At 59.6% G+C, this 22,977-nt stretch carries 21 protein-coding genes, 1 tRNA gene and 1 riboswitch; of the genes, 10 read left to right on the forward strand and 12 right to left on the reverse strand.

Translation table 11 applies throughout. The features are described from left to right. Positions 1-14: 14 nt before the first annotated feature. From trxB to NB231_RS09735, 3 genes are all read right to left on the reverse strand, one after another. The gene (trxB, locus tag NB231_RS09725; protein WP_005002244.1) at positions 15-1,031 is read right to left on the reverse strand and encodes a thioredoxin-disulfide reductase; all 1,017 of its coding nucleotides are present in this window, start codon (positions 1,029-1,031) and stop codon (positions 15-17) included. Between the two features lie 98 nt (positions 1,032-1,129). Further along, positions 1,130-1,732: a peroxiredoxin gene (locus NB231_RS09730; RefSeq protein ID WP_005002248.1), complete on the reverse strand. Its 603-nt coding sequence runs from the start codon at positions 1,730-1,732 to the stop codon at positions 1,130-1,132. A 166-nt stretch (positions 1,733-1,898) separates the two neighbouring features. Beyond that, positions 1,899-3,335, reverse strand: coding sequence for an AmpG family muropeptide MFS transporter (locus tag NB231_RS09735; protein ID WP_005002249.1), 1,437 nt, complete (start codon positions 3,333-3,335; stop codon positions 1,899-1,901). Between the two features lie 336 nt (positions 3,336-3,671). Here NB231_RS09735 and NB231_RS09740 point away from each other — a divergent pair, with 336 nt between their 5' ends. After that, a complete protein-coding gene (locus tag NB231_RS09740; protein WP_005002251.1) occupies positions 3,672-4,079 on the forward strand; it encodes a tetratricopeptide repeat protein in 408 nt (135 codons plus the stop codon). A gap of 258 nt (positions 4,080-4,337) precedes the next feature. Further along, positions 4,338-5,513 (forward strand): response regulator, encoded by a 1,176-nt coding sequence (locus tag NB231_RS16900; RefSeq protein ID WP_005002253.1) that lies wholly within the window; start codon positions 4,338-4,340, stop codon positions 5,511-5,513. Here the strand turns inward: NB231_RS16900 and nfi are convergent. The 6 genes from nfi to thiS form a co-directional block, all read right to left on the reverse strand. After that, entirely contained in the window at positions 5,490-6,185 is a 696-nt protein-coding gene (nfi, locus tag NB231_RS09750; RefSeq protein ID WP_005002256.1) for a deoxyribonuclease V, read from the reverse strand. The genes NB231_RS16900 and nfi overlap by 24 nt on opposite strands. Before the next feature lie 29 nt (positions 6,186-6,214). Then, complete coding sequence (locus NB231_RS09755; RefSeq protein ID WP_040662175.1) at positions 6,215-6,514, reverse strand: DUF6763 family protein; 300 nt, start codon at positions 6,512-6,514, stop codon at positions 6,215-6,217. Positions 6,515-6,637: 123 nt separating this feature from the next. Next, a complete protein-coding gene (locus NB231_RS09760; RefSeq protein WP_005002261.1) occupies positions 6,638-8,446 on the reverse strand; it encodes a TonB-dependent receptor domain-containing protein in 1,809 nt (602 codons plus the stop codon). 123 nt (positions 8,447-8,569) lie between these two features. Beyond that, a riboswitch (cobalamin riboswitch) is annotated at positions 8,570-8,838 on the reverse strand. A 78-nt stretch (positions 8,839-8,916) separates the two neighbouring features. Continuing rightward, positions 8,917-9,618: a tRNA (guanosine(46)-N7)-methyltransferase TrmB gene (trmB, locus tag NB231_RS09765; RefSeq protein ID WP_005002262.1), complete on the reverse strand. Its 702-nt coding sequence runs from the start codon at positions 9,616-9,618 to the stop codon at positions 8,917-8,919. A 19-nt stretch (positions 9,619-9,637) separates the two neighbouring features. Next, the gene (locus tag NB231_RS09770; protein WP_005002264.1) at positions 9,638-10,420 is read right to left on the reverse strand and encodes a thiazole synthase; all 783 of its coding nucleotides are present in this window, start codon (positions 10,418-10,420) and stop codon (positions 9,638-9,640) included. A 71-nt stretch (positions 10,421-10,491) separates the two neighbouring features. Then, positions 10,492-10,692, reverse strand: a complete 201-nt coding sequence (gene thiS / locus NB231_RS09775; protein WP_040663742.1) for a sulfur carrier protein ThiS — start codon at positions 10,690-10,692, stop codon at positions 10,492-10,494. 330 nt (positions 10,693-11,022) lie between these two features. Here thiS and NB231_RS09780 point away from each other — a divergent pair. The 5 genes from NB231_RS09780 to NB231_RS09800 all read left to right on the forward strand — a co-directional run bounded on the left by NB231_RS09780 (position 11,023) and on the right by NB231_RS09800 (position 16,701). Next, positions 11,023-11,096: transfer RNA gene (locus tag NB231_RS09780), tRNA-Gly, on the forward strand. Between the two features lie 535 nt (positions 11,097-11,631). Next, a complete protein-coding gene (locus tag NB231_RS09785) occupies positions 11,632-13,590 on the forward strand; it encodes a prkA protein (RefSeq protein ID WP_005002267.1) in 1,959 nt (652 codons plus the stop codon). A gap of 21 nt (positions 13,591-13,611) precedes the next feature. Further along, on the forward strand, positions 13,612-14,787 hold the full coding sequence (locus NB231_RS09790) for a DUF444 family protein (protein WP_005002268.1): 1,176 nt from the start codon (positions 13,612-13,614) through the stop codon (positions 14,785-14,787). A gap of 1 nt (position 14,788) precedes the next feature. Further along, entirely contained in the window at positions 14,789-16,165 is a 1,377-nt protein-coding gene (locus NB231_RS09795; protein WP_005002269.1) for a SpoVR family protein, read from the forward strand. Between the two features lie 260 nt (positions 16,166-16,425). Continuing rightward, on the forward strand, positions 16,426-16,701 hold the full coding sequence (locus NB231_RS09800; RefSeq protein WP_005002272.1) for a hypothetical protein: 276 nt from the start codon (positions 16,426-16,428) through the stop codon (positions 16,699-16,701). Between the two features lie 24 nt (positions 16,702-16,725). Here the strand turns inward: NB231_RS09800 and NB231_RS09805 are convergent, their stop codons facing one another. The 3 genes from NB231_RS09805 to NB231_RS09815 form a co-directional block, all read right to left on the reverse strand. Next, positions 16,726-18,078, reverse strand: coding sequence for an IS4-like element ISNmo2 family transposase (locus NB231_RS09805; RefSeq protein ID WP_040663745.1), 1,353 nt, complete (start codon positions 18,076-18,078; stop codon positions 16,726-16,728). A gap of 283 nt (positions 18,079-18,361) precedes the next feature. Continuing rightward, positions 18,362-18,550, reverse strand: a complete 189-nt coding sequence (locus NB231_RS09810) for a hypothetical protein (protein ID WP_005002276.1) — start codon at positions 18,548-18,550, stop codon at positions 18,362-18,364. Between the two features lie 266 nt (positions 18,551-18,816). After that, positions 18,817-19,299 carry a host attachment protein gene (locus tag NB231_RS09815; RefSeq protein ID WP_005002278.1) on the reverse strand — a complete coding sequence of 161 codons (483 nt, stop codon included), beginning with the start codon at positions 19,297-19,299 and terminating at the stop codon, positions 18,817-18,819. A 179-nt stretch (positions 19,300-19,478) separates the two neighbouring features. Between NB231_RS09815 and NB231_RS09820 the strand changes: the two genes are divergently transcribed. The 3 genes from NB231_RS09820 to NB231_RS09830 are packed head-to-tail and all read left to right on the forward strand — an operon-like array spanning position 19,479 to position 22,959. Next, complete coding sequence (locus tag NB231_RS09820) at positions 19,479-21,605, forward strand: AsmA family protein (RefSeq protein ID WP_040662178.1); 2,127 nt, start codon at positions 19,479-19,481, stop codon at positions 21,603-21,605. Continuing rightward, entirely contained in the window at positions 21,605-22,696 is a 1,092-nt protein-coding gene (gene mutY / locus NB231_RS09825; protein ID WP_005002281.1) for an A/G-specific adenine glycosylase, read from the forward strand. Before NB231_RS09820 ends, mutY begins: the two co-directional genes overlap by 1 nt. Continuing rightward, positions 22,693-22,959, forward strand: a complete 267-nt coding sequence (locus tag NB231_RS09830) for an oxidative damage protection protein (RefSeq protein ID WP_084766296.1) — start codon at positions 22,693-22,695, stop codon at positions 22,957-22,959. Before mutY ends, NB231_RS09830 begins: the two co-directional genes overlap by 4 nt. Positions 22,960-22,977 lie beyond the last annotated feature (18 nt).

Genomic DNA, 22,977 nt, shown 5'->3' on the forward strand with positions numbered 1-22,977 from the left:
AAAATTCCGTCGCTTCAGGCCGAAGCAGACGCCATAGCGCCGGTATCCTCGGCGGCTTTGTGGGCGTCGCCGCCCTCCAACGCCAAGCCGTCCAGATACTTCTCGGCATCCAGCGCTGCCATGCAACCACTGCCGGCCGAGGTCACCGCCTGGCGGTAGACATGATCCATGACATCGCCGGCGGCGAACACGCCCGGCACGCTGGTGGCGGTGGCGTTGCCCTCCAGCCCGCTTTTGACCTTGATGTAGCCGCCCGCCATATCGAGCTGGCCCTGGAAGATGCCGGTGTTCGGTGTGTGGCCGATGGCGATGAACACGCCGGTGAGATCGACGTCCTCGGTTGCGCCGGTCTTGGTGCTTTTAATGCGCATGCCAGTCACGCCTGTGGCGTCGCCCAGCACCTCATCGAGCACGCTATCCCAGCGAATGGTGATCTTGCCCTCCTCGGCCTTGCGGAGCACCTGACCCTGCAGGATCTTCTCGCCGCGGAAGCGGTCCCGGCGGTGCACCAGGGTGACGTGCCGCGCGATGTTCGAGAGGTACAGCGCCTCTTCGAGCGCCGTGTTGCCGCCGCCGATCACCGCCACATCCTGCTTCCGGTAGAAGAACCCATCGCAGGTGGCGCAGGCCGACACACCCTTGCCCATAAACCGCTCCTCGGACTCGAGGCCGAGGTATTTGGCGCTGGCGCCGGTGGCGATGATCAGCGCCTCGCAGGTGTACTCGCCGCTGTCGCCTTTGAGCCGGAACGGACGGCTTTCGAGATCAGCCTCGTTGATGTGGTCGAAGATGATCTCGGTGTTGAAACGCTCGGCATGGGCTTTCATGCGCTCCATCAGCGCCGGCCCCTGCAGGCCTTCGACATCGCCCGGCCAGTTGTCCACGTCGGTGGTGGTGGTGAGCTGGCCGCCCATTTCCAGACCGGTCACCAGCACGGGATTCAGGTTGGCTCGGGCCGCATACACCGCCGCGGTGTAGCCGGCCGGACCGGAGCCGAGTATCAACAGCTTGGCGTGTTTAACCTCACTCATTCAAAATGCTCCCGGTAGCGGCTTTGAGATCGAAAAAAGACAAGCTTGCCGGCTGCGGCATGGCCACAGCCGGGCCGACTTGCAATCGAATGGCGGCCTTACAATTGTTTGGCATGCTCGGCCAGATAGCTGGCCACACCACCGGCATCCGGCTTCATGCCCGCTTGCCCCTTCTGCCATCCGGCCGGGCAGACCTCACCGTGCTGCTCGGTGAACTGCAAGGCATCGACTACGCGGAGCATCTCGTCCACCGAACGGCCCAGCGGCAAATTATTGATCACTTGGTGCTGCACGATCCCCTGCTGGTCGATGAGGAACGAAGCCCGTAGTGCAACCCCCTCCTGCGGATGCTCGATACCGTAGGCCCGAACGATCTCGTGGCGCTTATCGGCAACCAATGGGAAGCGCACCGCGCCGATGCCACCCTTGTCCACTGGCGTATTGCGCCAAGCGAAGTGCGTGTATTCCGAGTCGATCGAGACGCCGACTACGGTCACGCCGCGCTCCTCGAACTGCGCCATCCGATTGTCATGCGCAATGATCTCGGAGGGGCAGACGAAGGTAAAATCCAGCGGCCAGAAAAATAAAACCACGTACTTGCCGCGCAGCTCGGACAGGCGAAAGGCTTCGTTGATGCGGCCGTCCGGCATGACAGCCGCGGCAGTGAAATCGGGCGCTTCCTTTCCTACCAGTACGCTCATGGCTTTTACCTCCGGTTGAGCTGTCTCTGTGACTTCGACAAGTGTATGGGAATGAAAACAATCAGTAAAATTGACTGTTTTTATTTAATCAATAGACGACAACTATGGTTCGTCCGCTGCATGCACTCGATTAATCGATCCGTCCCGGCGCAATCAGTTTGCTCATTCAGGAAGATTGTTCCTTCGCCTGGATCGCCTCTCGGTTCGTGGGTCGCCTGAGCGAGACGCTATTTTGCCGTGCCGCGGGCAATGCCCTTGCGCCGGTCTCGGATCGACGCAGCAAATACGTAACCAGAACAATGGCCGGCACCCCCAACAACGCCGTGTAGAGAAAGAAAGCCGCGTAGCCTTGCGCGTCCACGACCATACCCGAAAAGCCGCTGACGAGTTTACCGGGCAGCGTCATCAGCGAGCTGAATAGCGCATATTGAGTTGCCGTGTACATGGTATTAGTCAGACTGGAGAGATAGGCGATGAAAACGGCACCGGCGAAACCGCCGCTCAAGTTATCCGCGCTGATGGTCAGCGTCAGCAGCCCCATACTCTTCCCTTGAACCGCCAGATAAGCAAAGAGCACATTGGTCGATGAGGCCAGGATGGCCGCCAGCAGCAGCGGGCGCATCAGCCCGTAGCGAACCACGACCGTACCGCCTACCATGGCACCGAGGAGGGTCATGCACAAACCGTATACGCCACTGATGTTGGCGATTTGCGGCTTGCTGAAACCCAAGTCGATATAGAGCGGGTTAGCCATGCTGGCCATCGCGATATCGCTGATACGAAAGCAGCCGATGAACGCCAAAATGGCAAGTGCGAGCCAGCCGTTGCGGGCGAAGAAGTCCACCAGCGGAGCGATCACGGCGCCGCCGAACCAAGCGGAAAAAGTATGCAGCCCGTAGCGGATACGTTCTGTGCGCATCACGACGGTGCCGACGGGCCGCTTAACCAGCCCAACAACCGCGCGGGGCGGGTGCTCAGGCTCCCGGCTCAACAGCACCGTCGCCATGCCCAGCAGCATCAGGCCGGCCATGACCTGATAGGCCATATGCCAAGAGCCAATCGATGCCAAGTAGAGCACGCCGGTATAGGAAACCACGTTGGCGATCCGATAGCCGATCTGATAGGTGGCCGCCATCGCCCCCTGATAGATTTCCTCCTCGGCCTCGATGCGAAAGGCGTCTACGGCGATGTCCTGGGTAGCGGAACAAAAGGCCACAATGAACCCGAACCCGGCCAAGACTCGGAGATCCGCAGCCGGATCGATGCAGCTGATGCCCAGTAAACCGGCGGCGATACCGATCTGTCCCGCAAGCATCCAACTGCGCCGTTTACCTAGCAATCGAGTCAATCCGGGCACCGAGAGATGGTCGATCACCGGCGCCCACAGCACTTTGATGGAGTACGTCACACCGAGCCAGCTAAAAAAGCCGATCTCGGTATGATCCACACCAGTTTCGCGGAGCCAAACCGTCAACGTGGCGAAGATCAACATGAAGGGCAGCCCTGCGGAGAAACCCAGGAATACCATCGTGATCACGGACCGGCGCAGATAAATGCCTAGCGCCGCTCGCCAATTACAAACCCCAGGGGTTACCGATGCCATCGAGTCAGTTCCGATTTGGCCGGAAAATCTAACCGCATCGTCTGTTATTCATCGGCTAGGGACAAGCAAGCCGATAAAGTGGCCTTTTGGCCGTCACTATTTGACGTTGCACGTCACTGAAATCCGACATTATCCGACCGATAGATGGTGCCAAAAATTGGCGTCGGGGTGCTGTGGGCGGCATCCCATCATCTTTTAAGTGATTGATAAATATCTATCATAGAGCGTATGGAGCGGCCGGATGACAAATCAGATCGCTAGGTCGTTCATTCGCTGGCCTATTTTCTGCATATCATAAAGCGGCGCAGGCCGGAATAGTGCTTAAAGGGGGTAACAATGGTCTCGCAAGCTATCAAGGCCCGGAACGATTACCTGCGGGGACGCCGCTTGGAGACGGGGGACGGCTGTCCGGTGGATTTGGTCTTCGCGGCCTATTTCTATCGGCGCGCAGCGCTCCGGGGGCTTGCCGAGGCCCAGCATGCGCTTGGCTTCTTGTACGCGACCGGACAAGGGGTGACATTGAACGAAACAATGGCTGTCCATTGGTTTGAGGCCGCCGCCCGGCAGAACCAAGTCTCCGCGCAACACAATTTGGGGGTGATGTACGCGGAGGGACGCGGCGTACCAAGGAACGAGGAAATCGCGGTTCGCTGGTTCTATCAAGCGGCGCTTGGGGGTAGCGCCGAAGCACGGGAGTGGTTGGCCAGGTGCGAACCCGGTCAGGCAATCGGGAATAACCCATAAGGATGCCTACAGGCCGGTTATATGTGCCAAGCCGCCGGACGGACGCACGCTCCTCGCTCGCTACAGTCGATCAACGGCGTGCAGCAACCCGCAACGAACGAGGCATTAAGCCCCGTTTGCATCCGTCCGGCGGTTTTCCTTTCGCGGCGCAGGCCTCGCATGCACTCTACGTATCTAGCACCGGCACGCTCGGCCATCTTATGGCATGCCACGAATTAACCCGGTTGCTGCGCAACAAAATTTATGGAGTCACCGTAGATGATTCAGGTCAAAAAAGCCCTCGTGGTTGATGACTCGCGCCTTGCCCGCATCGCGCTCAGCAAGCTTTTGCGACGACGCAATGTCGATGTAGATATGGTGGCTACCGGTACCGAAGCCCTCGATTATCTTCGCACGGCGCGGCCGGACGTGGTCTTCATGGACTACATGATGCCGGATATGGATGGCTTCGAAGCGACCCGGCGGATCCGCTCGCTGCCTGGCGAGACGGAGATCCCAGTTGTCATGTACACCGCCCAGGAAAACGCGGAGGACCGTGAACGTGCCGAGGCGCTCGGAATCGCGGGGTTCCTTACCAAACCCAGCGGCGAGGACAGCCTGGAAGAGATATTGGAAGCCCTGAGGCGACGCTCCAGTGAGCCAAGCCCGACAACAGTGGGCGCAACACCCGAACGCTCTACGAACGCGGCGCCGAGACAATCCGTGCCAGCGGCCACGAAGTCCACACCGGCGCCTGCCGAACGAGCCGAGCCGCAGAGGGAAATTGCTTGGCAGAATATCCAGACCGCCGCTCGCGAGGCCGCTGAAGCAAAAGCCATCGAGGCGACCCAACAACTCGTGCAACAACGAATCGACGCCCTCCGCGGGGAGCTCGAAGGAACGATCCGCCAAGCCACCGCCGCCGACCAAGGCGCCACCAAGGCTCTGGCTGAGAAGACGGCACGGCGTATCGCCGAGGAAAGCGCCCAGCAGGCTATCGAGCGCTTCGGCGAGGAGTTCAGGCCGGAGCAAGCTGCGGAGAAGATCAAAGCCGAGCTGCGCCGCGAACTTCGGGGCCATATGGCCGAACTGCTGGCCGCCGATGTTTTCCGCCAACAGTTCACCGAGATCATCCTCGAAACCGCACTGCCCCGCCTACGCGATGAGATAATCGAAGAGGCGCTGCCACGCATCCGAGATCGGATTCTGGAAGACACCCGGCGCTTGGCGCGCGAGGCGGCCACGAAAGCGGCGGGCGATGCAACGAGCGAACAAATCGCCGTATCGCTGACCGAGCATCGGATGCAGGCGGATGACCGTATTCGCGAGTTGGTGCATACGAGTGCCGCTCGTCTGCAACGATCCTTGCGCATTAGTGTAGGCGTCGGTCTGGTGCTGCTCGTTGTCGGGGTAGCCGGCAGCGTCTACTTGTCAACGCACGGAATTCCTTTCTGAGCCCCGGCGAGCCGAAGCCACCCGATCCGCCATACGAATCGGTTCAGGCAAACGGTAGCGCCCCGTGCAGGCCAGCGTCCACTCAACCGCACTGACATGGTCGGTGCGGTGACCCGGCGAGATGAACAACGGGCGTACCGCGCGGCGCGTGCGCACGACGGTGCCGATGCGCTGCTTTGCATCCATAAGTGGTGCTACGCAACCTTTCTCCATACCCGGTTCCCGATAGTCGCCGATCAGACGAGACTTACCAACACCGATCGTCGGCAACCCGGTTACGACTCCGAGGTGGGCAGCGATACCCAGACGACGGGGGTGGGCAATGCCTTGACCGTCGCACAAGACCAAATCAGGCAGAATCGATAGTTTCTCCAGGGCATGCAGCACCACGGGCAACTCACGAAAGGACAACAAACCCGGAATATACGGAAATGGGGTCGGCTCCAAGGCGATCCGGGTCTCTAACGGCACAAGCTCAGGAAAGCTCAGCACCACCACCGCGGCCCTCGCCATGCGACCATGATCGACGAAACCGGTATCCACGCCCGCCACACAACGAACCTGCTTCGGGCCAGACTGTAAATGAACCCGCGCCGCCAGTATGCGCTGCAGTGCAATGGCTTCCTTCGGGGTAACACTCCAATCATGGCCCGGATCAACGGGCATGAGCATGCGGCGGCGACAACCAACCTGGCATCGCCTCAGTCCTTGTCGTTGATATCCAGCTCATCGAGAGGATTTTTGGGACGGTATGGGTTAGCCCGATCCTCCATCCCATAGTCCTCACGCATGATATCGACCGAGCCGGACCAATCTTCGGGCGGCTCGATGGGCTCGGCGCTGAGCTCGAGCCAGGTCTCGAGCTCGAACTCCTCCACCGCACCGTCAAAGTACTGGATTTCGACCGTCTCCTCCTCATGATCGTAGGCCACCACCTCGAAGCTCTCACCTCTAGGTAACATATACCACTCGCCCACCATGGGCGGCCCAATCGTTGACATCACTCGATCTCCCAAAGTCCGCAAGGCGGCTGGTCAATCCCTTATTTTTTAATGGCTTTGAACCTCATATAGGAAGGTGATCGATCCACGTTCAACCTCGTGGACCGCCAGTGCCTCCGCCACTCAGTCATCCGCCGCGTAGCGAAGACTCAAATAGAATACCCGGCCGAGGGTATTGAAACCGAATGCGTTCTCGTATTGCTTGTCCGTGACATTCTCAATTCGGCCCTCTACGGACCACGCTTGGGCGAGCCGAATCTGGCCGCTGAGGTTGAACAATGTATAGCCACCAAGCGTTTCGTCACCGACGTCGGCCCGTTGACCGACCCTCAATAGCTCACCGCGGATCAGTCCGCCGTTGCCCAGCGCGCGCGCCAACACCAGGGAGAACTTGCTGTCGGGCCGGCGCAGCAGCCGCGCATGCGTGCTGATGTTGCGCGGTCGCTGCAGCGTGAGACTCGAGTGCAGGCTCCAGCGGCCGATACCATCCGTATACTGTAGCTCAAGCCCTGGGATCTTCGCTTCGTCAATGTTGATCGCCTGGGACATCTCACCCTCGAAAGCAATGAGATCGTCGATTCTGGTATAGAAGAGGTTAGCCTCCAGACGTCGTCGACCGCCCGGCTGATGGTAGCGCACAGCCAGCTCGGCCGAACGCGAGCGCTCCGGTTCGAGATCCGGGTTCCCCGCGAAAAAACCACCAAATCCGGGATGAAATAGCTCGTTGAGGTCCGGCGCTTTGAAAGCCGTACCGTAAGAGAGGATCACACGATAGCCAGCACCGAGACTATAGCCCCACGCAAACTGGCCCGTCACGTAGCCGCCGAACTCGCTTTGGTGATTATAGCGAACCCCCGCCTCCAAATCGCTGTTACCGAAAGCACCCAACCAGTTTGCGTAAACTCCCGTGTTGGTGGTGAAGTCATTGAAAACGACCACTGAGGTGGCCGGGTCGCTGTTCTTACCGATGTTGCGGCGCCAAGTCAGTCCCAAGGTCAAGGACTGCGTCTTGCTCAGATGCAGATTATTCTGCCAATCGAGGGTCGTGCGCTGAGTGCTGATCTTGCTCGGGAAAGCCGATTTCGTCTCGATATCGTCCTGATTGAAGCCGAGCGTCAGAGCGTAACCCCAAACCCGTGCCGGACTGTCGGTGAGGCGCGCGCTGAAGTTGCCATTAACGATACCCTGAACGCCTTGGTCGAACTCTACATCGCCATTGGCATACCAGCCAGACAAGCGCAAGGCCGCATTTCCCCACAGTGGCGCCGTGAAGCGGGCGTTGAGGCTGCGATTGATGAAGCCATCGTCATCGGGATCATAGCTAGGATTGCCGGGATTGGTGGCAGAAATACCGTCGGTACGGACAAAGGAGGTGTTCAGCGTCAGGCGCGTCGCCGCGCCGAACCCGAAACCCGCCTCGGCGCGTTGGGTATCCTGCGAGCCGGCCGTCACCGACGCCGTCACCCCCTCCGGCTGGCGCGTAAAAATCTGGATGACACCACCCACAGCGTCCGAGCCATAAAGCGTAGCGCGCGGACCGCGCACGATCTCAATGCGCTCGATTTGTGCCGGCGACATCTGCCGCCAGGCGAATAGACCGCTCGCCGGCGAGCTCGCCCTCACCCCATCGATGAGCACGAGCACATGGTTGGAATTGGTACCCCGCAGAAATACGCTGGTGTTACCGCCTAGACCCCCACTGCGTGCCACATCGACACCTGGCTGCAAGCGCAGCAAATCGTCGATGCTCTGAGGATTCGTCGCTTCGATGTCCGCACGGGTAATCACCGTTACCGGGGCAAGCGTCTCATCGACCGAGGTCGGTAATCGCTCGGCAGTGACGACAATGGGAGGGGTTTCGAGGGCGCTCGCCGCGACCGGCAGCCCCATCATTACGGCTACCGCAGCGAAATAGCTCGCCTGCTGTTGCATGCTATGGTCCTTCTCGCGCGCACCCGCACGGATTTGGAATCACGGCGGCCAAGAGCAGCGAGGAGGCAACACGGAGGTAAACGGAACGCCGTCACACCCGTAGCACCGCCCACCGCAGCACTGAACCGGCAAGAGCTCCAGGTCGGTCTCCGGGCTTGCAAGCAGGCATCATGCCTGACGCCGCGCCTTCCCATGCGTTAAGCACAGTGGCATAAAGCAGCGCCTTGACTCGCTTACCGTTGCGGGGGCAGCGCCGGACTTCCATACCCTCTATTGGATATCCCGAGCCCACTGATTACTCAGCGGCTCTCGTGCCAACGGTTGGCAGGGCACCGGCTTCCCGTTTCATCCCCGGCCAGCGGGCACGGGGAACCAGAAGCAGATAAGACAAAAAGAATTTCGACTACAAAGCGGTCACCTCTTCTGACCAAGAATTAAGAGAAAATGCATACTTCCGGCGGCACGGCGCATCACCTGCGAACGAAGAGGAGATCCCAAACGCCATGCCCTTTATCACGACCTCGACGTTCGAATCGTGTCGCGGGACGATCGCCGGGACCGGGGGCGAACTGCCCAGGCCCCGCCGTATTTATGAATCGCGCCGAGCGCTCCACGACCGCCAGCATGTGCTCTGCATAGTCTTGCCAATCAGTTGCCAGACGCAAGAAGCCACCGGCGATCAGTTTGCAAGCGGCAAGCGCCACCCAATCAGGCTGCACCAACCGTCGCTTGTGGTGACGTTGTTTGGGCCATGGATCGGGGAAGAACACCTGAATACCAGCCAATGTGGAATCGGCGATGTTATGCCGCATGATCTCCACGGCGTCGGCGCACACCAGTCGAACATTGTCGATGGCTTCCAGCTCGAGCCGACGCAGCAATTGTCCCATACCCGGGCGATAAACTTCGATGCCCAGATAACCCTGCTGCGGATACCGCGCGGCCAGCTCCGCCAACGCCTCACCGCTGCCAAAGCCAATATCCAGGATCATGGGAATCCGAGGACCGAACAGCGCCTGCGGATCAAGCCGCTCGTCACCGCATTCGAGGCCATAACGGGTGAACAGCCGCGCCAAGGTGCGAGCCTGGCCGCGCGTCAACCTACCCTCTCGGCGCACGAAACTGCGCACGCGGCGGTGTTGGGAAACGTGCTCCGCCTGTGTCTGTCCCATCGAGGCCGGGTCCTGCCGGTTAGAAAAACCGTCCTTCTAGTGGTGAGGAGGCCTCGGCAAAACGCTTCTTCTGGATGCGACCAGCCAGAAAAGCCTCGCGGCCCGCCGCCACCGCCTGGCGCATGGCCGAAGCCATCAGCACTGGATCCTTGGCACCCGCGATCGCGGTGTTCATGAGTACGCCGTCGCAACCAAGCTCCATGGCGATTGCCGCATCGGATGCGGTTCCCACGCCGGCATCCACCAGCACCGGGATACCGGCATTCTCGACGATGGTGAGGATATTGTAGCGGTTCTGGATACCGAGCCCCGAGCCGATCGGGGCGGCAAGCGGCATGACCGCCACACAACCGAGTTCTTCCAAGCGCCGGGCGGCGACCGGATCGTCGTTGGTGTAGACCATGACATGGAAACCATCGGCTACGAGCCGTTTGGCCGCCTCGAGCGTCGCCGGAATATCCGGATAGAGCGTACGGGCATCGCCCAGCACTTCGAGCTTGACGAGATCATGGCCGTCCAGCAGTTCACGTGCCAACTGGCAGGTACGCACGGCATCCTGTGCATTGAAGCAACCCGCGGTATTGGGCAGCAACGTGAACTCATCGGGCGGGATGACATCGAGCAGATTCGGCTCGTGCGGGTTCTGACCGATATTGCTGCGCCGGATCGCAACGGTAATGATTTCTGCCCCGCTCGCGCGGACGGCGCGCTGGGTCAGTTCCAAATCAGGGTACTTACCGGTGCCGACCACCAGTCGGGAACGGAACTCGCGCCCTGCCACGATGAGCTTATCTTGCCGCATAATGTCGTTGAGCTCTCTCAATCACAAAATGAATTCAGCTCCAGCCGGTGCCGCCAGCCACCACCATGGTATTACCCGCCGCCGATGGCTTGCACGATTTCGATCCGATCACCGCTGCGGATTCGATACTCGGTCAAGTGGCTGCGCGGTAAAACGGTTTCATTAATCTCAACGGCAAACCGCCGGCTCGCGAGCTCGAGCTCGGCGATGAGCTCGGCGGCGGTTAGCCCGGTACGAACTTCGCGCACCTCGCCGTTGACGGTGATGCGTATCATCTCAACTTGCCTGCTCCGGTTATTAAACTGCTACCAGGGTACTCCGATCTCAATTCTAACGCGCGAGAGCATCACACGTCGCCTCGCTGCCCAACGCGGCGCACCCAGCCCCGGCACCACGCCACCGCCCTTCGAGCGAACACCACTCGTGCCGGCTTCCCGACGGGAAAAGCCAACGCCTAAGGCAGCGCATATCCATTGCGGGCGACCCGCCGGTCGCACTTTGATGCCGATGGACGGCTGGCACTTGCGAGCCACAACAAGTTCAGTTACTAATAAGCATCTAAGAACCTGGGTGACGGGCCGGATGCGGCTGCTCCAGACTAAGCGGGCGTAGTTCAATGGTAGAACCTCAGCTTCCCAAGCTGATGACGTGGGTTCGATTCCCATCGCCCGCTCCAACCATCACTCGATCATGAACGTCCGCTAGACCAACGCCTCGTTGAAGAGGTTTTCGCGCGAGGCGCGCCACCCAAACGAAGTGGCGATTAAAAGCCGCTGTCGAGCCGCTTTCTTTCATGCCCGACACCCAACCATTTGGTGCGGGTGGGGGGTGCTTCTAACCTGCTTGCAATCCGCAGTCTGTGGCGGTGGATTCGCTGCTACGGTGAGACGGCAGCGAGCCATCGGATAACCGTTTGCCATTGCCTCAAAGCAAATCGTTGAGAGGCAATCAACCAGACTGCGCCCACCGCTTCCGACAAGATATGTTAGCGTAGACTTATGGACAACAAGAGCCCGTCGGCTCATAACAAAAACCGCTAGCCAAGGGGCAGGGGCGGTATGCTACAAGATAACTATGAAGCGGGGTGGACAATTTAGCGGAAACAAATACGCCTCAACAAGTTCTAATTACCGAAAGGGCTGGGCCCGCCCAACCGAGGGTCAGGGGCCGACTGCAGGGGGTAGTCGGTTGTAGAGCCAGGAGGTGGTTGTATGGCAACCCAAAACAGCGGCAGAGACAACCAGCATCAGCGGTTTATCCAGTCGCTGAATGCATTCACCCGCGAGCACCGAGCCAAGCATTGGCAGGGCACGTTCACCGAGTTCCTCGACCAGATCGTAGCTCGTCAGCCTGCTCTGGTGACACGCACGAGTCACCAGTATATCTGGGACATGCTGCGCTGGATGCAACGCAAGGAAACCAACGAACCCGAAGAATCCGAGAACAACGGGGTGCAGCTGTTCAGCCACGAGCTCTTTGGCATGGAAAACGCTCTACGCCGCATCACGGATTATTTCAAGGCGGCAAACGCCGGCTCCGAGGTAGGGCGACGGCTTTTGCTGCTGCTCGGTCCTCCTTCAGGTGGTAAATCCAGCCTGGTGATACTGCTCAAGCGAGGGCTTGAGGAATACAGCCACACGGATGAGGGTGCGCTGTATGCGCTGAAGGGATCGCCACTACACGAAAACCCCCTGAACCTGGTGCCCTACACTCTGCGCTCCGAGTTTCGCGAGACCTATGCCGTGGACATTCACGGCGAGCTCTCGCCATTCTGCCGCGCCATCCTCGAGCATGAATTCGACGGCAACTTTATGGACTACCCGGTAGAGCGGATCTTCCTCTCGGAATCCAATCGAGTGGGCGTAGGTACCTACGCCCCCCATGATCCCACGACCGCAGACATCGCCGATCTGATCGGCTCGGTGGATTTATCCAAGGTCTCAGAATACGGCGATGAGGGCGATCCCCGTGCCTGGTCCTGGTCCGGCGCAGTATATGCGGCAAGCCGCGGCCTGCTGGAGATGATCGAAATCCTGAAGGTCAAACGCGAGTTTCTCTACCTGCTGCTGACGTTGACCCAGGAAAAAAACGTCAAAGTTTCACGTTTTCCCCTAATCCATGTGGACGAGACGATACTGGCGCACACCAACTTGGCCGAGTTCCGTAAGTTCCTCCAGGAAAAGGAGAACGAAGCGCTGCTCGATCGGATGGTCATCGTACAAGTGCCCTATACTTTGCACTATCGGGATGAGGCCCGTATTTACCGCAAACTCATCGCCCAGGCCCCCACCTTCCGCGAGATCCACCTCGATCCACATGCGCTCGAGGTGGCTGCCGTATTCGCCGTGCTATCGCGGCTCAAGCCTTCGGAGCGTGAGGATCTGGATTTCTCTAAGAAGGTTCGACTGTATGCCGGCGAGGACGTCGAGGGCTATTCGTCGACCGAGGTCGATCGGATTCGGCATGAATTCGAGGACGAAGGCCTAGCTGGGGTGAGCCCGCGCTTTGTGGTCAATGCGTTGTCCAACGCCATCTCGCGCTCGGAGGTGCGCAGCCTTACCAGCATGGAATTGCTCGTCACGCTTAAAGATTCCATCGAGCACGATGCCCGCATCGACCCGAAACAGAAGCGCTCATGGGTGGACTTCCTCGTGACCGCCCGGAAAGACTTTTACAACCACTGGGTCAAGGAAGACGTGCACAAGGCATTGTTCGTCTCCTTCGAGGAGGAGAGCGAGAACCTGCTCGAGAAGTACCTCGATGAGGTGGAGGCCACCTTGGATAATCGAGAGGTGGTCGATCCGATCACGGCCGAGAGTCGACAGCCCGATGAGCGTTTTCTGCGCGCGGTGGAAGAAAAGATCAACATTTCCGATGCCGGCAAGCATACCTTCCGTCAGGAGGTGGTGCGCAAGGCCATGGTCGCCTACAAGCGCGGCGAGAAATTCACCCTAGACAGCCATGCCCGACTGAAAGAGGCTATGGAGAAGTATCTCTTCGAGGAGCGACGCGACGTCTTGCGTTTGGTTACCTCCGTAGCCCGACCCGATGAGGAAGCACGCGAGAAAATCGCCGCAGTGGAAGAGCGGTTAATCAATGACTATGGCTACGACCGCCACAGCGCCCGCGAAGCCCTCAACTATGTAACCACCCTGCTGTCCCAGGAATAAAGCCTGGGGGGAGAGAGTGATATGTCCCTGCACGAAAGCACGTCCAGGGACGGCGTTGGCCGCTGGTACGATCTCTTCTCGCGAGGAACGCGGGATTGGCTACGTCACAACGAAAAGATCCGCGAGGCGGTACGAGAACAACTCCCCGATCTGGTGGCCGGGTCGGATGTGCTGTCGCGGCCGGATAACCGCACGGTCAAAGTACCCGTACGGTTTATGGAGCATTATCGTTTTCGGCTGCGTAACCCCGATGTGCGCACCGGGGCGGGGCAGGGCAAAGCCAAGCCCGGCGATGTCCTGCGCCCAGCCCAGCCGGCACGACCCGGGCAAGGCAAAGAAGGCAGTGGCGAGGGCGAAGGCCAAATCACCTTCGCGCTGGAATTCCAGATCGATGACATCCTCGACTGGCTATGGGACGAGCTGGAGCTGCCGCACCTCAAGCCCCGGCTCGGCACCCGCATCGAGGAAGACGCCTACATCCGCGAGGGTTGGGATCGACGCGGGGCCCGCTCCCGACTGGACCGCCGTCGCACCATGAAGGAGGCGATCAAGCGCCGGAGTGCGCAAGGGCCGGAGGCCATTCCGATTGTCAATGATGACCTGCGCTTTCGCCAACTCGCCCGTCGTCGGCGCCCAACGACCAACGCCGTCGCCTTCTTCCTGCTCGATGTCTCCTCGAGCATGGACGAGCATTGCCGACGCCTGGCCAAGACCTTCTTTTTCTGGGCCTTGCAGGGCGTGCGCCGACAATTCTCCACCATAGAGATCGTATTCATCGCCCATACGGTGGAGGCCTGGGAGTTCGAGGAGGAGAATTTCTTCCGCATCCACGGCCAGGGGGGCACCAAAAGCTCTACAGCTGTCCACAAGGCCCAACAGATCCTGGAGGAACGCTACGATCCCGCGATGTACAACTGCTATCTCTTCTACGCGACCGACGGACACAACTTCAGTGAGGACCGTCGACGCGCCACCGAGGCATTGCTGCGGCTCGCCCCATTGATGAATTTTTTGGGCTACGCCGAAGTCTCCCATCAAAATCATCGGCGCTTGGATACGGAAGTGGCAGGGATCTGGCGCGGGCTTGGTGCCGAAGGGTGGCCGGTCGGCAGCTACTCGTTGACGCGCGAGGCGGACATCTGGCTGGCGATTAAGGCGTTCTTCACCGATCAGGCCGCCGAGGCCGAGGCTCAATGAAATGGCGGAAAAACTCGAGGATTTGATCCCGAAAGTCGAAACACTGGCTAACGATCTGGGGTTGGAATACTACCCTGTCGAGTTCGAGCTGGTGCCACCCAGCTTCATGATGGAAGTAGCCGTCTACGGCCTGCCAGTGCGAATGCCACACTGGTCGTTCGGTGTGCGCTGGATTTATCAGATGGTCCAACATCGCATGGGGCACTCGCGCATATTCGAGGTGGTCTTCCCGGGCAACCCCAACCGGGCCTATCTGGTCAACACCAATAGCCTCGAGGAGAATATTCTCGTTGTAGCCCACGTGCTTGGTCATGCCGATTTCTCGCACAACAATCTGACCTTTGTCCGCAGTCAGGAGCAGGTGGGTTACCGTATCGTCGAGCAGGCAGCCGCCCATGCCCGGCGTATTGCTGAAGTGATCGAGGAAATCGGTGAGCAACGCGTCGAACAGGTACTGGATGTCGCACTTGCGCTGGAACCGCACATCGACACCAACCTGCCCCTGAACCGGTCCAAATACCGCCCGCTCGATAAGCGTACGGAGCCCGAACCGGAGGGGTTCCGCGGCCGCTACCAGCAGTTACCGGGCGAGGCACAGCCGGAGCGCAAGACGCGCGGCGCTCCCGAACCATTGCATATCCCGCCGCATCCCGAGCGCGATCTGCTGTGGTTTATTGCCACCCATGCCCCGGAAATGGAGGATTGGGAGCGGGATATTTTCCTGGCGGTACGCAAGGAAGCCTATTACTTTCAGCCGGTGTTCAACTGCCAGATTATGAACGAAGGGTGGGCGAGCTATTGGCACTCACGGCTGCTGCGCGAGGCCGATTTCCTGTCCGGACAAATCTACGTCGACTCCATGAAGACCCACTCCGACGTCGTACGCCCCTATGCTGGCGAGCACCAAGTGGCGCTGCAAGTAAACCCCTACCATCTAGGCTATTCACTGTGGGAGCATCTGTTAGAAAATGGCGGCCTGGAGGCCGCTCGAGAAATTAGGCGGGAAGAAGATGATTTCGGATTCATCCGTAACTACTTTACGGCGGAGCTTGCCGATGAGATGGGTCTGTTCGTCTACAGCGCCAAAAAAAACGGCGAAATTCGTGTTACCAGCTCTAATATCCACGAACTTCACGAGGCGATCTTGCAACCTAAGTTCAATTTCGGAGCGCCACGCGTAGTAGTCGACGAACTCAAATCCGATGGTACCCTGATCCTGCGACACGAGCACGAGAACGACGGCCGAGGCCTTGATCTGGAACGGGCACGCCATGTCCTGGAATACATAGACCGAATCTGGCGCCGTCCCGTAAAGCTTTACACCATCGATGAGCGAGGCCGCCAAATCAATATCAAGCCGAGCTGGGAGATCGACTGACCGCACGCTTCGCCGCGTTTGCCGGAGCACATCTCCTACCCCTGCCGGCCAACCAATCCCGCCCTGATCGAATCAGCATACGCTACACCACCTGCACCACAACCCAGATCTTAGATCCACCGGTTGATACGGAAGGTTTGCTAGGCTGTAGGTATCGGAGTCTGCTTTGACGACCGATCAATCGAGCCGTTGCGCCCGAGGCTTCGAAGAAGCATTCGTATCGGCGCCAACCTGTATCAACCGGAGATGAAAGCGACTCCATGATGAGCAGGCACAACGATTACGCTACGCGCGAGACGCGGCGAAACCATTATTTGATGTTGACCGTGGAATGCGACGCGGGCGCTAACGGTGAGCGCGAACCTCATGCCTTCAGCATGGGTAAACGGCGGGTGATCGTAGACGAGATCATCGATCGCTGGCTCGCCACTGATCATCAGTATTTCAAGGTTCGCGCCGATGACAGTGGAACCTACATTCTTCGCTACGATGCGAATCGCGCCCTCTGGGAACTGACCCTAATACTGCTACCTTAACGAATTCGTTGGCCGACGGATGGCTTAGCACGCCGCATGGCGGGGCCTGGTGAGCAAGGGATAGGGCTTAGGGCGTCGTTTGACTGCACGGGGTTGTGGCAGGCGTTTTTGCCGGCCTATTGGGGACAACGCCATCGCCTGCAGCAATGCGGTGGCAAAAGCCTGCAGTGCCTTTCCAGACAGTAGCAACAGCTGGGAGGCGGCGTTGTTGAGCAATTGTAGCGCCGATTTGAAGCTGAGTTGGCGCGGGATTTTCTCGAAGCACTGCGCGGCTCGGTTCAAGTTGGCGCGCACGAGATTGTAGGCCAACAAATGAGCCGCGATCTCTTTTCTGACCCGCTCTGGGCTCTTGCAGCGCAGCCGCTCCATGGCCATATCGGTTTTGATGCTGCGCAGATCCAACTCGATCGTCCAGCGTGAGCGGTAGTGCTCGGCCAGGGCGCGGCGGGGGTAGCGTTTGGGGTTCGATAGGGTGGTGACGTAGACGATGCCGTTGACTGCCAGCTCGCGAATGGTCAGCGTCGGCGGCAGCTTGAGGTAGTCTTGTGCGCTCATCCACACGGGCTTGCGGGGCGGCTTGGCCCATTTAATGAGATGATCCTTGGCGCCGAGTCGCTCGCCGCGGTGCCAATGCGGCTTTCGCTGGGCATGCTTTTGAAAGAGCCCCTGCACCCCGTGGTGGACCAGCAACGCCATGATCGCGTAGGTGCAGTAGTAGCGGTCGGCGAGTAGCAGGTCGCCCGGCTGCAGGGTGTGCAGGAGGGTGCTGAACAAAGAGCTCTCTCCGCTGCCCTTGCCCTGATAAGGGCCGAGGGCATAATCGAGCACAGCACCCGCGCCGAGCGAAATCAGGGCCACGATGCGCACGATGGGAAACCCGAGGCCGGGTTGTTGGTTGCCCTGTTGGGGGAACTCACGCTGATTATCGAGCGTATCGGGCATCAGTGCGGTAGTGCCATCGGCGAGCACCACGCGATGGCCACGCCAACCCCAGGCTGAAGGCGCGCGTTGGTGCAGCGTCTGTCCGCTCTCCCGGACCGCGTTCTCCAAGGGCGCACGGGGCAGGCGTTGGCGGGCTTTGCAATACGGCCCGGTGTTGATGGAATTGGCGCTTTGGCCGCTTTGCAGCCGCTCGGACAGCACCCGCGCCACCGCGCGTTTGCACGAACCGTCCTGACTGAGCACCTGGAAGAGGAAGGCTTTCAATACCACCAAGGGGGTGAATATCCGATCACGCCCGCCGCACGCGCGTTCGGCGAACTGGCTCAACACACGGGTGGATAAAACATCGAAAAACGGCAGTCCGCGCACTTGTAGGAAGGACCTCTTCAAGCGCTGGATTTGCCATGAGCGGGCGCAGCGAATAGAGTTTTTCATGGCTAGGCTCTCGGGATCGGATGGGAGGGTTTTCTCACAATCAATTCTATCCGAAATGCTCCGAGAGCCTAGCCTTTAATAATCACACAACTTCATGATCAATATACAATTGTGGTCGTTAAGGTAGCAGTATTAGGAACTGACCCTCTTTGATAGCGGTCGAGCGCCGGAGGGACTGTGACCAGCCAGCGAAGATCTTCATAGACGGCTCTGCGACTAAACCTTGGTGGTCGCGCCAGTGCCCGGCAATGATAGCAAGCGTGCCGCTCGGCCCGAGGGGATTTTACGACCCGGGGCGTTCCAACACGACCTGATTGGCGGTATCGCTCACCAACCGATACGGTGTCGCGCTGCTGGCGAAGCGCCTGATAATGCGAGCCGCTTCACGGTGTATTTCGGTCGATGAGCCACTGATTACGATCCGCTCACCCTGGTACTCGACCCGGCAGCTCTGGCGTCGAGGCTCCCGCATGACCTATCTCCTATTCTTCCAATTGCTTACGCCTGGATTAGGAAGATTGCGCGCTAGGGTTGCCGGTCCATCGTCAAACAGGAAGGCGCTTACGAGGCGCAACGCGTTTTTGCAACGCAACAATTGTTGCGCTTGATCGGGCCTCATGCAAATATTTCGGGTACGGCGGCCGATGATTCGCCCCGAACGGCGTAAATGCGGCCGCTCGCCCGTCCTTGCGACTCACGGCCTTCATTCAACTTACGAACTCGCGCTATGATGCGCAGTCAACGGCGTGCTGGCAAGTAGCCATTGCGTGCCAATCGATCGTGCAGATCCCGCACGCTGAGCTTGGCAAAATCCTTTGCTACTTCGATGATATGCACCTCGCGCGGAATCCGTCCATTGAGCGCCTGACGGAGGAAGCCGAGCATGCGCTTTTCGGCACAAAGGATGAGACGTCGCGTTCCATTGGTACGCATCAGGCCATCGAGGTGCTTGATGATATCGCGGGCGAATCGAGCCTCCATCTCATCGTCAAATCGTTGTCGATGCTCATCGTAGCCGTGGGCTTGACCACCCACCTTACGGTTCTTGCCGCCGCGGGTATCAGCATAGATGCTTTGCTGATGGGCTTTATGAATGGGGTTCGCGAGGGAGTCATGCTCTATAAGATTGGGCCCAGATTCGAGCTCGGGCAATTCGACGGGTTCCAGTGTAAAGAAACGGGACCGAGCACCTTCTGCCACGACCACGCTGTACTCGCTCATAATTTTCCCCCTACAGTGTAGATGGAGCTTAATCAATAGAGCCGACACCGACCTCCTTGTAGAATGACAAGCAGCGGGAGTTCAATGTTGATAATAACCCCCCTCTTTAAATTATAGAGAAATCCCTCCTCGATCCGCACCGCAGCGGCGAGCGTATCCAGAGAATATACGGAGATCCAATGGGACGTATCGTCAAGTGGCTAATGATCGCCATAACCGGTGTCCTCACACTGCTGATTATCGTCATAACAGCGGTGATAGTGCTAGTCGACCCCAACGATTACCGAGACGAGATCGAACGCGCGGTCGCTACTCAGACAGGCCGGGAACTTGCCATGGAAGGCGACTTAAAGTTGATGTTTTTTCCTTGGATCGGCTTACAGGTCAATAAAGTTCAGCTCGCCGATGCGCCGGGCTTCGGCCCGGCACCATTCCTCCAGGCGGATCATGCCCAGCTGGCGCTGAAGCTGTTGCCGCTATTGCAAGGCAATCTGGTGCTCGACACGCTCATGCTGAATCAGCCGCGGGTTCATTTGATTCGTAACGAGCAGGGTCTTGGCAATTGGCAGACATTCGGCCGTCCACCCCAAGCGCCGAAGCGCCCGCCGGAGCAGCCCGCGGTGGATTTGGAACCGGGCGTGCAACCCCAAGCTCAACCCCTGCCGGCTATACTCCAGGCCGCCAGCCTGGCGGGCCTGCGGATTCGCGATGGCCGGGTAACCTGGGACGATCGACAATCCGGTCAACATGTGGTCATTACATCACTCAACACCACCGCGGAGGACATCCGGCTTGGCGCTCCGATCAGCATCGAGTCGGATTGGCAGGGCCAAATCAATGACGGCATGGATATCGGCGGTAAACTCACCGGCACCGTCATGGCGGACCCGCAGCTGCAGCACTTCGATGCCCGTGATCTCGACCTGGCGCTGAATGTTGCCGGGGTGGATATTCCCGGCGGTAAGCAACAGCTACGGTTGCGCGCCCAGGCGGCCGCCGATCTGGGGCAGGCCACCTACCGCCTTACCGAGTTGCGCCTGGATGCGGCAGGTGTACAGATAACCGGTCAGCTATCGGCCCAGCAGGCCAAGGATGCTGTTACGGCAACGGGTCAACTCCAGATTCCGGAATTCAGCCCCAGGGAAGTTCTGCAGCGGCTCGGCATGGCTGTGCCGAATACCGACGACCCCGATGTTCTCAAGCGGGCCTCGGCCCAGACCGAGTTTGGCTACCATGGTGGAGCGCTCACGATCGAACCGCTCACCGTACGCATGGATGATTCCGTACTCACTGGGCAAGCTAAACTACGCAACTTCACCGGGCCGGCCGCCGACTTCGATCTGAGCCTGAACGGCATCGATGTCGATCGCTATCGACCACCGTCGCGCGAGGGCAAACAGGCCGCCGCCACGCCGGCGGAGACGGCGGCTGCCGGGGCCGGTCAGCTGCCGCTTACGACGCTGCGCAGCCTGGATCTCAACGGCCGCCTGCGCATCGGCACACTCAAAGTGAACGGCGCGACGATCAGCGATGCCGACATGACGGTACATGCCAAAGACGGCCGGCTGCGGGTACACCCTCTGACCGCCGCCCTCTATGGCGGCACATACCGAGGCGATATGCAGCTCGACGCGACCGGCAAGACGCCTCGGATCGAGCTGAACGAACAGCTGAGCGGGATTCAGGCCGGACCGTTGCTGACCGATGTCGCCTCGTTCCAGAAGCTGCTCGGCACCACCGATTTCAACCTGCGGGCCACGACCCACGGCGCGGCACCTGAGGATTGGCTGCAAGCGCTCACCGGCTTGGCTCGTTTCACATTTCGGGATGGCACGGTCAAGGGCATCAATCTCGCCCAGGCCATCCGAGCGGCGTTGGCCCGCGCGCAGGGTAAACCCCCACCCCCGAGTGAAGGCCCGCTGCAAACTGATTTCAGTGAGCTTGGCGGAACTTTGAACCTCGCTGGCGGTGTCGTGCGTAATACCGATTTCAGCGCCAAAAGCCCGCTGCTACGTATACAGGGGCAAGGCGTGGCCAACCTGCTCAAACAAACCGTGGACTATCGCCTCACAACCAAGATCGTCGGCACGCTTAAAGGCCAAGGCGGCCAGGATCTGGAGCAGTTGCGCGGTATACCGATCCCACTGCGCTTTACGGGCAAGCTCAGCGAGCCTCGCCTCACTGTGGACTTGGCGGGCCTGTTTAAAGAACGCTTCGAGCAGAAACGAGAGGAACTCGAGGAAAAGGGTAAGAAAAAGCTGGAGCAAAAATTGGACCAGCAGCTGGAGCGGCTGTTCAATCGCTGATGGACGGGAACATAACCCCTTTGCCGGCCAGCGCGTCGGACCCGGATGGCTTCGCCCACGCGGTAATCGCCTGGCAGGCGCAGCATGGCCGCCGTGATCTGCCTTGGCAGAACCCGGCGACCTCCTATCGGGTATGGGTCTCGGAGATTATGCTACAGCAGACCCAGGTGGCTACCGTCGTGCCCTATTTCCAGCGGTTCATGGCACGCTTTCCCACGTTAGCAGCACTTGCTGGCGCGGAGCTCGACGACGTGCTGCAGCTATGGACCGGGCTGGGGTATTACGCGCGCGCGCGCCATCTGCATCAGGCGGCCCGGCGCATCGATATCGATCACGGCGGGCGCTTTCCCACAACGATCGATCGACTCCTGGAACTACCCGGCATCGGTCGCTCCACCGCCGGCGCTATCCTCTCGTTGGCGCTCGGACAGCGCCATCCGATTCTGGATGGCAACGTCAAGCGCGTACTCGCTCGCTACCACGCCGTTCCCGGGTGGCCGGGTCGAGCCAAGGTCCAGCACAGGCTATGGACGCTCGCGGAGCATCACACACCGCGGCAGCAAAATGCGGCCTACAATCAGGGCATGATGGATTTGGGGGCATCGTTGTGCATCCGGGTGCGGCCGCGCTGCGAGCTTTGCCCCCTAGCGGGGGGCTGCGCGGCCCGCCGCCTCGCTCGCCAGAACCAATTCCCCGAACCGCGCCCAGCGAAGGTCAAGCCCGTGCGTCAGACCCGGATGCTCCTGCTGCAGCAGGCTGGTCGGGTACTGCTGGTACGCCGCCCACCCGCCGGCGTCTGGGGTGGACTCTGGTGCCCACCGCAGTGTGATCTCGAAGCCGATTATGTTGCCTTGTGCCGACGACAATTCGGGTTACGGATCGGTCCGGCACGGGCATGGCCGATGCGGCGACACACATTCAGCCACTTCCACCTGGAGATCCATCCGGTATATGCCCCAGTGCAAGCCGAGGACCCCAGCATCATGGATAGACCGGGACACCTCTGGTATAACGAGCATTCGTCGAACCGCTGCGGGCTTGCGGCACCGGTGCGACAATTGCTGCAAGACCTGGAGGAAATACGAGCATGAGTCGAACGGTATACTGTATGAAGCTCGGCAAAGAGGCCGAGGGCCTCGAGCGCCAACCTTATCCTGGCGAGATCGGCAAGCGCATCTTCGATAACATCTCCAAGGAAGCTTGGCAGATGTGGATGAAGCATCAGACCATGCTGATCAACGAATATGGCCTTACGCCCGTGGATCCGAAAGCCCGCCAATTCCTCGTGCAAGAGATGGAGAAGTTCTTCTTCGGCGAAGGCTCGGAGCCACCGCCGGATTATAATCCCAAGTAATTCCGGCGGCACCTAAAA

It is taken from the genome of Nitrococcus mobilis Nb-231, from assembly GCF_000153205.1.
GTDB classification, from domain to species: domain Bacteria; phylum Pseudomonadota; class Gammaproteobacteria; order Nitrococcales; family Nitrococcaceae; genus Nitrococcus; species Nitrococcus mobilis.